This is a genomic window from Flavobacterium sp. KACC 22761, from assembly GCF_034058155.1.
Taxonomy (GTDB): Bacteria; Bacteroidota; Bacteroidia; order Flavobacteriales; family Flavobacteriaceae; genus Flavobacterium.
Genome location: NZ_CP139148.1, coordinates 1,192,467 through 1,205,858 on the forward strand (window position 1 = coordinate 1,192,467; position 13,392 = coordinate 1,205,858).

A 13,392-nucleotide genomic window follows, 5' to 3' on the forward strand; every position below is an offset into this window, starting at 1 on the left:
TAAATTTATTGACTCACATACGTATTAAAGTAACCGCATTCTGCAATTACGTCTTGATAATATTTGGTATCTGAATACTCTTTTCTTAAAACCTTAAATGAATTCCACGCAATAAAATTAATTTTATCATCTTGAATTTCCCAATAATTATTAATCGTATTGTATTTTTTATTATAATAATCATTTCGTTCGCATTTCGAAATCAAATACAAACATTTCGCTTTTTGCTCTTTATTTGTAGCCACTTCAAAAGCTTTTTGATAATACATTTTCGAAACCGAATTATTGGTAATCATTTCCTTCATTGTATTTCTAAAAGAATATGGACCTGACCCATAACCTACAATATTATTCTCATAAAAAGTTCTGCCGTTTCCAAAGTGCGAAATATTATAAAAAGCATTTCCCAACAATAAACTATTGGTATAAACATCTTCTTTTTGTGCCAATTTATCTTGCATTGATTTTATGGTCGTCAAGAAATCCATATAAGTATATTTCTTTTTTTGATACGCCGCGTGTTCGCAATCATGGCAATCTTTTATATTTCCGTTAAACGGATTTCCCAAAAATTTATAATTTTGAACCGAATCTGTTTTTTGCATAAACGCGATAGCTTCCGTAATCTTATTATTGAAAGTAGCCTGAACCGCTTGGAAATTATTAATATCTTTCAGTTTCAAACTATAAATTCCTGCTCCAATTTTCTCGATTTCTGTTTTATTATTTTTTTCCAAAAACGACTTTATGCCTAACAAATTCTTCTCATTATCATAAAATGAGTTTCCGTCATTCCAATAACTGTATCGAGTTTCGCCGAAAATTTCAGCCATTACTAGATCTCCTTTTTCTTTATAAAGCGTCGAGAAATAGCTTCTGCTCCATGACGAAGCATTTTGATAACGAAATTCCCCTTCTTTATACGTTTTTGGAAGTTCATAATACAGCCAATTCAAATCGGATAAAACTGTTTTCACATTTGAATCTGTTAATTTATCAATTTTGCTCAAATTGTTTACAAAACGTAACAATCGGATTTGAAATCCAGCCAATTCTGTTTTTGGAAGCGTTTTTTCTGCTTTATCAAAACTTTTATCTGCATTTGCATAATCGCCTTTCAACGTTTGAAGATACCCCAACGACAAATCCCACAAATATGGTTTTTGCGTATTTCCAGCAGCAGAAATTTTTGCAATCAAATCAACTGCAGCGTTTTCTATTTTTGTTTTGTTCTCCGTCTTATTGTCTGCAAGAGTTTGTGGTGTTGGCGGTTTACTGTAATCATCACTTCTTACCTGAAACGAATTATTTATTTTTTGCTCCAGCACATTAACCAATCTCGTTCCTAAATAATTCAAATGCTCGCTTTTTGGATCTAATTCATAAATTTTTTCAATGGCTTGTTTTTCATCTTTGTAATAGCCATGAATTGCCCAAAGCGCCGCTTTTTGCTTGTTATCTTTAGCCATTGCCAAAGATTTAGTCCAATCTGATTCATTTTTTGGACGAAAACTATATGCGGTTACCACGCGCAATTCTGGACATTTATCAAAAACCTGTGCATACAAATAATTAGAAACAGCATATTTTTTCTGTTTATAATTAATTCCCGCAACATATGAAAGCGCTCGATAATACAAAACGTTTTTTGGAACCGAATTTTCGGTTTTATTAAAAAAGTCAATCGCTTTTTGTTTGTCATTGCTGTAAAAACGAGCTTTCATCGTCAAAAACCAGTAACGGTTTTTCAAAAACGGATCAGCGTTCGTATTGTAAACGTTCTCGATCGACTGAATCAATTTTGCGTTGTTGAACGTTTTTGCTACAACCGGCTCGTAACTCCAATAATCGTTATTGATAGAAACCGTTTCTATTTTTTGTGCCAAATACAAAAACTCAACAAAAGCCTTTACTTTATCGTCTTTCAGATTTAGTTTTTTGGCCCATTTTAGAGAAGTTTTATTCTCTTTTTTATTCTTGTAAAAAACATGAAGAGCCGCAATTTCTTCTTTGTTTTTAATCTCATTTTTATCGTCCGAATAATATCTTGGCTTTTCATCTCCAATCAAAAAATAATTCACCGTTGTAGTATCGGCTTTTCCTTTTAAATAAGAAGCCCAATCTGATTTTATATTTTTATTAAATCTGGAATTATGTTCGGTATCAAAACCGATTCCGTAAAAAATGGAACCCGACAAAAACAACGGCGAATACGATTTATCAGCAAAAGTTTCTGGCGTAAAATTCGAATTATACCCAAAAAAATCCCAATCGTCCCCACCGGCACAGGCATAAATTACGCCATAAATCGAAAGTAGGCCAATACTAAAAGTAAGAAACAGTTTCTTTGAAAATATTCTTTTCATAATTATTTAAATTGAATTCGTCTAAATCGTAAAATATAATTTCTTTTGGAGGCTGCATGCTGTTTTCGCTTAAATCTTCGGCCATTTCTTTTAAATCATTTGGCGAAATTGCCTCAATTTTGAGCAAATCATTTTCTTCATAATAAACTCCATTTTTGTAATTGGATTGCTTGACTTTAAAAAACATCGGACTTAGTTGTTGAAAGTTTTTGTCTTTTTTAAGTGTTCCAAAATTCAATTTTGATCGAAGTCCTAAAACTTTTTTATTTCGAATATGAATCGCCCAAGAATATATTGGAAGCGCATAATCCAAGTGAAGCGGATATCTTTTCAAGCTTTTGAGGTATTTTCCTGAAATGCTTCTGCTGTAAATTGAATTCAGAGAATCCGGCGCAATACTTCCCATATTATAAAACATCAAAACGCCAGAATCGACATTTGGTATTTTCGTTTTCTTAAAATACTTGACTTGATGCAATCGAATTGTAGCTGAGAGTTTTTTCTGCGAAAGCTTCTTAATTTGTTCAATAAAGTGAAGATAATTCTCTTTGCTTTTTAATGTCCAGTCACAATCAATCTGAATTTGCGTACAGCTTATTTTATTTGCCGAATTAATTTCATCAATTAAACGAATGGTCTTTTTTGCTAAATCCTCAACCTCAAGATTTGGTTGGAGCATTACTTTATTTTGAATAAAAACTACCGGAACAACATCAAAATGTTGCATGTTTTCCTTGAAATGAATTGGACTTATAGGAACCGGAATTTGTGTTTCTGGATGCAAACCAATATCAAAATACCGAATATAAAGTTTGCAAACATTGTTGTCTTTCAAAACTTCTTTTTCTGTCTCTGAAAATTTCAAGTTGGTTTTCCAATAATAAAAAGCGATTGCGGGCGGGTCATTTTTACTGCAGGCGGTCAGCAAAAGAAAGAATGAAATCCAAAAAAACCTTTTTAACAAAACTAAGCAGTATTACATTTTGAAACCAAAAGTAAGAAAATATTACCGTAAAAAAGTAGAAAAGGCAAAATTTGCAAATCCTAATAAATAGATAAAAAATTTCAATTAAAGCAATAATAATCGTTATTTTGTGCAATCAAATTCAAAAACGATTATGTTGAAAAACACGCTGAAATACATTTCACTTTTACTGGTATTTTTAATGATGAGCTGTGCCAAAAGAGGCAGTATTACAGGCGGGTTAAAAGACACAATTCCTCCAACACTGGTTTCAAGTTATCCGAAAAATTTCAGCACTAATTTTAAAGAAACCGAAATCAAATTGGTATTTGATGAATATGTAAAGCTGAAAAACTTAAACAAACAGCTGATCATTTCGCCTCCAATGAAGCATGAGCCGCTTATTCTTCCAACAAATGCGAGCAAATTTATCACTATAAAAATCAAAGATACTTTACAGCCAAATACGACTTACAGTATAAATTTTGGCCAAAGTCTTGCAGACAATAATGAGGGAAATGCAATCAATCAGTTTAAATATGTTTTTTCGACGGGATCCTATATCGATTCGCTTTCTGTAAAAGGAATCATCAAAGATTCTTATGAAAAATATGTCGATAATTTTGTGTCGGTTATGCTTTATGAAGTAAATGACAAATACAAAGATTCGACTGTTTATAAAGAATTTCCACGATACATTACAAACACTTTGGACAGTTTGCGCACCTTTCAATTAGAAAACCTAAAGGCCGGAAAATATCTTTTGGTTGCTATGAAAGACAAATCAAACAACAATAAATTCAATCCAAAAGATGACAAAATTGGCTTTATAAAACATCCAATCACCGTTCCAAATGATACGATCTTTGAATTGGAATTATTTAAGGAAACTTTGCCTTTAAAAACATTCAAACCAATTCAGGCATCTGGAAATAGATTGTATCTTCCGTACGACGGAAAACAGAATTTCAAGGTTTTAAAACCAAAAATCACGCTTAAAAATCATTCTGAAACTCTAGAGACAATCGTAACGCAATTTCCTAAAAAAGATTCGTTGCAAATTTGGTACAAACCAATAAAAACCGATTCGCTTTCTTTAGAAGTTAACACCGAAAAATACAACAAGAAATTCGGTTTCAAAATTAAAGACCTTAAAAAAGACACGCTGAATATCAAACCGGCTCAAAATGGCGTACTTAATTTTAGGGAACGATTTACGCTTGAATCGGAGACGCCTTTGGTGAAATTTGACAATACAAAAATCGCCTTAGTCAATAAAGATTCTGTTGCCGTGAAATTCACCACAGAATATGATGAATTTGAGCAGAAATTATATTTCGATTTCAAAAAAGAACCTTTAGAAAAATACCATTTCACGTTATTGCCAGGCGCCTTAACCGATTTTTATGACAAAACGAATGATACTTTGTCATACAAATTAACAACGAAAGAAGTCGAAGATTATGGGAATTTAGTTTTGAATTTACAAAATGTAAAACGTTTCCCTATTATTGTTGAAATCACCAACAAAAAGGGCGATAAAGTTTTGGCAAGCGCTTATTCTGAAGGCGAAACCAAAATCGAGTTCAACTTGGTAGAACCCGAAGCATTTTCCGTACGTGTTATTTATGACGACAACAAGAACAAAATGTACGACACTGGTAATTTCTTAGAAAAGAAATATGCTGAAGAAGTCTTTTATTTTCAAAAAGAAGTCGATGTCCGCGCCAATTGGGATGTCGATCAACCTATTGATTTAAGCATTCCTTTTAGTCCGGAAGTCGAGAAAAAAACCGACAAGAAAAAACAAAAAGAAGCCGAAAAGAAACGAAAAGCTTTCTAAAGTTTAATATCGAAAATATCTTGATCGCTTAAAAAATCAAGTTTTTTTCGAGTTTCCAGCATTTTATCCTTATCCAATTCAACCACAAAAACGCCTGGTATTTCTTGTGGTTCAAGAATATAATGCCCTAAAAAATCAACTGCCTGCGAATGGCCGATGTGCTCGTAATTATTGGCATCAAGACCAAGTCGGTTAACACCAATCGTATAACTCAAATTTTCAATTGCTCTCGCTTTAAGCAAGGCATCCCATGCATTTGTACGCACTTTTGGCCAATTGGCAACATACAAAAGTAAATCGTAGTTTTCAGCATTTCGGGCAAAAACCGGAAATCTCAAATCATAACAAACCTGAAGGCAAATTTTCCAATCTAAATAATCTACAATTACTTTTTCGGTACCTGCGGTATAAAACTGATTTTCTCCAGCCAATGTAAACAAATGGCGTTTGTTATAATATTGAACTTCTCCCGACGGAAAAACGAACAACATTCGGTTATAATATTTTCCGTTTTCAACAATAACAAGACTGCCTGTTATGGCTGCGTTTTTTTGTTTTGCTTTAAATTTCATCCAACCAATGGTTTCTCCTTGCATTGTTTCGGCAACTTCAGAAGCATTCATTGTAAATCCGGTCGAAAACATTTCAGGAAGCACAATTAAATTTACTTCCGAGCTGATTTCATTGATTTTCGAGTCAAAATTTTCTCGATTTTTAGAAGCATTCTCCCAAAAAAGATCGGTTTGGATTAAAGCAATTTTCATTTTTATATGGGTATGAAAGTCAAAAAACAGTTTGACGTTAGATTACAATTAAACTCGGAACAGCTTTTTTATAAGGTTGTAATTTTTCGTGATTTGGTTCTTCTTCGGTAATTACATAATTAACGTCAGACAAACTTGCAATTTTCATTTTAAGAACTGTATTTAGCTTTTCAGTAATGGTTAAAACTGCAGTTTTTTTAGAAGCCTGAATCATTGCTTTTTTCACTTGAACAGTTTCCCAATCTGAATCAGAATAACCACCATCTACGTCCAAAGCATTTGTTCCTAAAACCAAAAGATCGGCTTTTATGTTGGCTAACTGATGAAAAGTTTCTCCGCTTATACACATTTGGCTATATGAAGAAATGCTTCCGCCAATCATAATGGTCTTGATATTCGGTTTATCCAAAAGCTGTACCGCCGTTAAAGCAGTAATCGTAAAAACAGTCAAATTAAGATCATTCGGAATCAAACGGATAAATTCTCGAATCGTAGTTCCGCCATCCACAACCAAAACCATTCCGTCATGAAGAAGACCAACGGCTTTTTGTGCAATGACTTGTTTTGCCTCAACCGCATAAGTTTGATTCGATGAAGAATAGTGATATCCTTTAGTCATTGCACCACCTTTTACTTTAATCAAAAGCGATTCAGCGTCTAATTCATTTATATCACGTCGAACAGTATCTTCAGAAACGCCAAGTTTTGCAGAAAGAGTTTCAAAACTGACACGTGTGTGCAGATTGATTTCTTTCAAAATATGATTTTTACGTTCTTCCTTGCTGTAATTTAAAACTTCATTTTCAGTACTCATGGCATTATTTTTTTCTACTTACAAAAATAATGATTATCATTTGATATTTCATTGAATCCAAAAATCGTATTGCTAATATTTTTGTAGCAATCAAATTCCTAAATTTTCACTATATCATTCAATCTTTCCCGCAATGACTTTGAAAATATTCCTTTACAAATCATTTTCATTTGCTATGCCTTATATTTAAAGGCTTTCATGTTTTATTTATCAAAAAATGATATTAATAATTTTATAACAAAATTATTTTGGCATAACTTAAACGTTGCTATATGGAATCTAAAGTAAATAAAAAAGCATCCCATTCTGGACGGGATGCTTTTTTAATTTTATCTAAAAAGATCTATTATCCTTTCAAACTTGCTGCTAAATATTCACGATTCATACGTGCAATATTTTCAAGAGAAATTCCTTTTGGACATTCTACTTCGCAAGCTCCTGTATTTGTACAGTTTCCAAAACCTTCCAAATCCATTTGGTGAACCATGTTTAATACACGGTCAACTGCTTCAACTTTACCTTGAGGCAATAATGCATATTGAGAAACTTTTGCAGAAACGAATAACATAGCTGAAGAGTTTTTACAAGTTGCCACACAAGCTCCACAACCAATACAAGCCGCAGCATCAAATGATTTATCAGCATCGTCTTTGTTGATTGGAATAGTATTCGCATCGATTGTATTTCCTGAAGTATTTACAGAGATAAATCCTCCTGCATGTTGAATTCTATCGAAAGAACTTCTGTCAACTACTAAATCTTTAATTACAGGGAAAGCTTTTGCTCTAAATGGCTCGATAAAGATCGTATCACCATCTTTAAACATACGCATGTGCAACTGACAAGTTGTAACACCTCTGTCTGGTCCGTGTGCTTCACCGTTGATGAATAAAGAACACATTCCGCAGATTCCTTCACGACAATCGTGATCAAATGCTACTGGCTCTTCTCCTTTGTTGATTAAACCTTCGTTAAGAACGTCTAACATTTCAAGGAAAGACATATCTGGTTCGATTCCATCGATAGGATATTCTACAATCCCTCCTTTATCTTGAGCGTTTTTTTGACGCCATATTTTTAATGTAAGTTTCATTTTGTATACGTATTAAGTATTAAGAAAAAAGTATTAAGCCTTTTCTAAATACTATTTATAGCTTCTTTGAACTAATTTAATGTTTTCGTAATTAAGAGGTTCTTTGTGCAACACTGCATCACTTGGTTTTCCTTTGTATTCCCAAGCTGCAACGTATGCAAAGTTTTCATCGTCACGAAGTGCTTCTCCTTCTTCTGTCTGGTATTCCTCACGGAAGTGACCTCCACAAGATTCGTTACGGTGTAAAGCATCTTTTGCGAACAATTCTCCCAATTCTAAGAAATCGGCAACACGAGTCGCTTTTTCTAATTCTTGATTAAATTCGTAAGCGCCTCCTGGAACTTTTACATCTTTATAAAACTCTTCACGTAAAGCAGCAATTTCTTCGATAGCTTCAGTCAAACCTTTAGCGTTACGAGCCATACCTACTTTATTCCACATTATTTTACCCAATTTTTTATGGAAATAATCTACAGAATGTGTTCCGTTATTATTGATAAATTTATTGATTTGATCTACAACCGCTTTCTCAGCTTCAACGAATTCTGGCAAGTCTGTAGAAATTGGTCCCATTTTAATATCCGGAGCTAAATAATCTCCGATAGTGTATGGCAATACGAAATATCCATCAGCTAAACCTTGCATTAAAGCAGAAGCTCCAAGTCTGTTTGCTCCGTGATCAGAGAAGTTAGATTCTCCAATTGAGAAACATCCAGGAATTGTAGTCATTAAGTTATAATCAACCCAAGTTCCACCCATTGTATAGTGAACCGCTGGGTAAATCATCATTGGCGTTACATAAGGATCTTCGTCAACGATTTTCAAGTACATTTGGAATAAGTTTCCGTATTTACTCTTAACGATATCAGTTCCTAATTTAGTAACTAAAGCTTTGTCATTTTCATTCAATCCTTTTACGTGAGCAGCCTCTTTTCCGTAACGTTCGATAGCGGCAGCGAAATCTAAATAAACTGCTTCTCCAGTTTTGTTAACTCCAAAACCAGCATCACATCTTTCTTTAGCCGCACGAGACGCAACGTCACGAGGAACTAAGTTACCAAAAGCAGGATATCTTCTTTCTAAGAAATAATCTCTTTCGTCTTCAGATAAATCAATTGCTTTTTTCTTTCCTTCACGGATTGCCTGAGCATCTTCTAATTTTTTAGGTACCCAAATACGACCGTCATTACGTAAAGATTCAGACATCAAAGTCAGTTTAGACTGGTGATCTCCTGAAACCGGAATACATGTTGGGTGAATTTGCGTATAACAAGGATTTGCGAAAAACGCTCCTTTTTTATGAATTTTCCAAGCTGCTGTTGCGTTACTTCCCATAGCATTTGTTGAAAGGAAAAATACGTTTCCGTATCCTCCTGAACCAATTACTACCGCGTGAGCAGAATGTCTTTCTATTTTTCCTGTGATTAAGTCACGAGCGATAATACCTCTCGCTTTTCCGTTCACGATTACAATGTCAAGCATTTCGTGACGGTTGTACATTTTGATTTTTCCACGACCAATCTGACGGTTCATTGCAGAATAAGCTCCTAACAATAATTGCTGTCCAGTTTGTCCTTGTGCATAAAATGTACGAGAAACCAAAGTTCCTCCAAAAGAACGGTTATCTAAAAGTCCGCCGTATTCACGAGCCAACGGCACCCCTTGAGCCACACATTGGTCAATAATATTTGCAGAAACTTCAGCCAAACGGTGAACGTTTGCTTCACGTGCACGGTAGTCACCTCCTTTTACAGTATCGTAGAACAATCTGTAAACTGAGTCACCGTCACCTTTATAGTTTTTTGCCGCGTTGATACCTCCTTGTGCCGCGATTGAGTGCGCACGACGTGGAGAATCTTGGAAGCAGAATGCTTTTACGTTATATCCTAACTCAGCCAAAGTAGCCGCAGCCGAACCTCCAGCTAAACCTGTCCCAACAACGATAATATCTAAATTACGTTTATTAGCAGGGTTTACTAAATTAATATGATCTTTATAATTTGTCCATTTGTCCGCTATAGGACCATTTGGAATTTTTGAATCTAATGCCATTATAATTGATATTAATTATTGTTTGAAATGATGAAATAAAGCGATAATTATGAAAAGCGCTGGAACTACAACTGCAAACCAGTATCCTACTTTACTTAAAAATCTAGAGTATTTGTTGTGCATTCCCATTGATTGAAGAGAAGATGCAAATCCGTGCCAAAGGTGGAAACCTAAAAGTACGAAAGCCACACAATATAATCCTGTACGGATTGGATCGTGGAATTTATGAACTAACTCGCCATAATACCTTGTCGCATCTGGTGCTGTACCTGCTATGTACTTGTAAGTAACTTCAGGAAACCAAAAATCATAAAAATGCAATCCTAAGAAAGCCAAAATAACCAATCCAGAAATAATCATATTTCTAGAACTCCAAGAAGCATTCGCCGCTCCATTGTATTTTGCATAAGCAATTGGCCTTGCAGCGCTGTTTTGAGCGGTCAGAACAAATCCCATTACGAAATGGAAAATTACTCCGAATGCCAAAATTGGTTGCATTACATACTGAATCAGCGGATTGTATCCCATAAAGTGAGAAGCCTCGTTGAAAACGTCTTCACTAATTATAGAAATAAAATTTAAGGAAACATGCAGCGCTAAAAACGTGATTAAGAATATTCCCGAAAGAGCCATAGCTACTTTCTTTAAGATGGAAGCATTCAACTGTGCAGATTGTGCCATAAGTGTTAAGTAGTTTGTTTTAAAAATTACACAAAAATAACTCAAATACAAAAGAACTACAACCATTTCGTTGTTATTTATAATCATTTTAAAATAGACTACTTATAAGTATTTTTACGTATAAATTTAGTATGCGAAACGTAAAAAATTGCTTCACAGTGATTTTGCGACATTTCAATACGTATTCAGATTACTAAAAATTTATCATATTGTTATTTTATTCAAACTTTTGGTTTGATTTCTTTAAAAGTGCTCCTTGCTCCTAATTTTATCCAAGCAAAAAATTGTCATTCCATAACATAGTTTTACCTTTAGCGGCTCAAAAATTTAAGAATGAAAACAGGAATTGATGCTATTTCTTTCGACGTAGCAAACATACATTTACCCATAAAAACTTTGGCGATTGCCAGAAATATTGAACCAGAAAAACTAGAAAAAGGTCTTGGATTACTAAAAATGACTTTCCCAGACGTTCATCAGGACGCAGTTGTTTTTGGAGCAAATGCTTTAACCAAATTGATCATTGACAATAAAATTGACCTAAAAGAAATCAGTCGAATTTATGTTGGTACCGAAAGCGGTATTGATAGTTCGAAACCAATTGCTTCTTATTTGATCAGCTTAATGGAGCAAAAATTTGGAGAAGATGCTTTGGCAGAATGCGATGTTGTTGACTTTACTTTCGCTTGTATTGGCGGAGTTGACGCGATGCAAAACTGTCTTGATTTCGTAAAATTGAATCCGACGAAAAAAGCAATCGTCGTTACTTCTGATTTTGCAAAATATGATTTGAATTCTGGCGGAGAATATACGCAAGGTGCTGGTGCTGTTGCGATGTTAATTTCGGCGAACCCAAAAATTATTGCTTTTGACGACAATTGGGCAACAAGCACAAAAGGTGTTTTTGATTTCTTTAAACCATACAGAACGATTTCTAAAGAAGAAATTACTAAAAACGCCAACAACGATTCTTGGTTTGACAATCTAGAAGCTGAAATTGAAATCCACAAAGACCAGCCTGTTTTTGATGGACAATATTCCAACCAATGTTATATGGATCGTACGCGAAATGCTTACTTTTCATTCAAAAAACTAAAAAACACAACCGAAACTTTATACAACACCTGGCATAGTATAGTGATGCATTTGCCATATTCTTTCCAAGGAAGAAGAATGCTTTCTGAAATTTATGCTCTAGACAGTGCCGAAAAAATTATTGCCGATGATATTGCTCCAGCAGATTATCAGACAAAAATTAAAGAAGTGGCAAAATCGGAGGATTACAGAAGTTTTGTAACCGAGAAATTACAGCCTGCAGAATTGGCTTCTTCATTGATTGGAAACCTTTATACAGGTTCTATTTTCATGGGATTGTTATCGACTTTGGCTCATTTTTATGATACAAACAAAGAAGTTGCCGGAACTAAATTCGGTTTCTTAGCTTACGGAAGCGGATCGAAATCGAAAGTTTTTGAAGGAACTATTCAACCAGAATGGAAATCGGCTTTAGAAAATGTAAAACTTTTCGAAAACTTAGCCGAAAGCATTGAAATTGATTTCAACACTTACGAAAGTCTTCACAAAAAAGAACAAAAACAAAGCGTTAGAACTCCAAAAAACGAATGGGTTTTAGATAGAATCGAAAAAGAAATCCCTGTTTTGATTGGAGCGAGATATTATAAATGGGTGGATTAAAAATTAAATTCCAATTTTTAAAATACCAAATTCCAATAGAAAACCGAAGCTTTTGCTTCGGTTTTTTTATTATCACCCAAAGTTTGTCATCCTCAGCGAAGTCGAAGGACACTTTAGTAGCTCCACAAAGATTGTGAATTTTGCATGCGGAGTTACTTGCGCATCCTTCGACTTCGCTCAGGATGACAAGATTGCAAAAAAAACCTTTATCAAAGTTTTAAACTTTGACAAAGGTCTCATGACAAGAAAAGCATTCTCTAATTATCAAATTGACAAATTCTCTAATTAAAAAATCAATCCTTCTTATGCTGTTCCGTATAATTTTGATTCCCTTTAATTCGGTTATCCTCCGTATGCATTCCGTTTGCCATTCCTAACATAAAGGCTGTAATTATAATTATAAATTTTCTTTTTATCCAATGAAAAAGTGGCCGCTTGGATTGCTCCAAACGTGGTTGTTTATTTTGTTTATACATTTTGAAAATGATAAATGATTAGACATTATTGAATCATTTATGCTTAGAAATAAATTTTCTTAAGCGCTGTATAAACTTTTACTAAAGTATTTTGAGGTAATTATTTCATTTATAAAAACCGATTGATTTATAAATGATGTTAGTTTTTGATGAAGCAGATTTTGCAGTTTCAATAGTTTTTTGATTCGAAAAGTAAAGACGTTTTCGGTTTTAAGAAAATTCAAAACAATTGAAAAGCTTGTTTTTTCAGAAGAAAAAGCTTGTCCGAATTTATATAAACGAGAACTTTTAAGATTTAATTCTCTTCTTAAAACTACAAATGAAGACTGGTAATATTCTGCCGATTTTGATTGAGAATACAAAGTACCATCACCCGCAATCACGACAAATGTCAGAAAGAGCGTAATTAGGTATTTTATATTTTTATTCAATCTTGTTTTTAATTTTAAATATTTAAATTCTTTAAACGAAAATACAAATTTAAAAATAAAAAAAGCATCGCACTCGCTGCGGTTTTCGATTTCACAACATATAGTTTGTCATTTCGACGAAGGAGAAATCTCCACAAGTAGCTCCGTACAGAATGTCGCCAATCTTTGTAGAGTTACTCGTGGAGATTTCTCCTTCGTCGAAATGACAAACTA

General features: G+C 33.9%; 10 protein-coding genes. 2 read left to right on the forward strand and 8 right to left on the reverse strand.

Annotated features, from left to right (window positions below; all coding sequences use genetic code 11):
- Positions 1-5: 5 nt before the first annotated feature.
- Positions 6-2,366, reverse strand: a complete 2,361-nt coding sequence (locus SCB73_RS05355; protein ID WP_320569064.1) for a hypothetical protein — start codon at positions 2,364-2,366, stop codon at positions 6-8.
- Positions 2,326-3,231, reverse strand: coding sequence for a hypothetical protein (locus tag SCB73_RS05360; protein WP_320569065.1), 906 nt, complete (start codon positions 3,229-3,231; stop codon positions 2,326-2,328). The genes SCB73_RS05355 and SCB73_RS05360 overlap by 41 nt, the downstream gene beginning before the upstream one ends.
- 253 nt (positions 3,232-3,484) lie before the next feature.
- On the opposite strand from SCB73_RS05360, the gene SCB73_RS05365 reads away from it, so the two are divergent.
- Entirely contained in the window at positions 3,485-5,173 is a 1,689-nt protein-coding gene (locus tag SCB73_RS05365) for an Ig-like domain-containing domain (protein ID WP_320569066.1), read from the forward strand.
- On the opposite strand, the gene SCB73_RS05370 is transcribed toward SCB73_RS05365, so the two are convergent.
- The 5 genes from SCB73_RS05370 to SCB73_RS05390 form a co-directional block, all read right to left on the reverse strand.
- Positions 5,170-5,937 (reverse strand): nitrilase family protein, encoded by a 768-nt coding sequence (locus SCB73_RS05370; RefSeq protein WP_320569067.1) that lies wholly within the window; start codon positions 5,935-5,937, stop codon positions 5,170-5,172. The two genes, SCB73_RS05365 and SCB73_RS05370, sit on opposite strands and share 4 nt — an antisense overlap.
- Positions 5,938-5,974: 37 nt before the next feature.
- On the reverse strand, positions 5,975-6,751 hold the full coding sequence (locus SCB73_RS05375) for a DeoR/GlpR family DNA-binding transcription regulator (RefSeq protein ID WP_320569068.1): 777 nt from the start codon (positions 6,749-6,751) through the stop codon (positions 5,975-5,977).
- Positions 6,752-7,097: 346 nt separating this feature from the next.
- Positions 7,098-7,844 carry a succinate dehydrogenase/fumarate reductase iron-sulfur subunit gene (locus tag SCB73_RS05380; RefSeq protein WP_115887506.1) on the reverse strand — a complete coding sequence of 249 codons (747 nt, stop codon included), beginning with the start codon at positions 7,842-7,844 and terminating at the stop codon, positions 7,098-7,100.
- Between the two features lie 51 nt (positions 7,845-7,895).
- Positions 7,896-9,896 (reverse strand): fumarate reductase/succinate dehydrogenase flavoprotein subunit, encoded by a 2,001-nt coding sequence (locus tag SCB73_RS05385; RefSeq protein ID WP_320569069.1) that lies wholly within the window; start codon positions 9,894-9,896, stop codon positions 7,896-7,898.
- A gap of 15 nt (positions 9,897-9,911) precedes the next feature.
- A complete protein-coding gene (locus tag SCB73_RS05390) occupies positions 9,912-10,577 on the reverse strand; it encodes a succinate dehydrogenase cytochrome b subunit (protein ID WP_320570077.1) in 666 nt (221 codons plus the stop codon).
- A gap of 333 nt (positions 10,578-10,910) precedes the next feature.
- On the opposite strand from SCB73_RS05390, the gene SCB73_RS05395 reads away from it, so the two are divergent.
- Entirely contained in the window at positions 10,911-12,272 is a 1,362-nt protein-coding gene (locus SCB73_RS05395; protein ID WP_320569070.1) for a hydroxymethylglutaryl-CoA synthase family protein, read from the forward strand.
- Between the two features lie 535 nt (positions 12,273-12,807).
- Here SCB73_RS05395 and SCB73_RS05400 read toward each other — a convergent pair.
- A complete protein-coding gene (locus SCB73_RS05400; RefSeq protein WP_320569071.1) occupies positions 12,808-13,179 on the reverse strand; it encodes a hypothetical protein in 372 nt (123 codons plus the stop codon).
- Positions 13,180-13,392 lie beyond the last annotated feature (213 nt).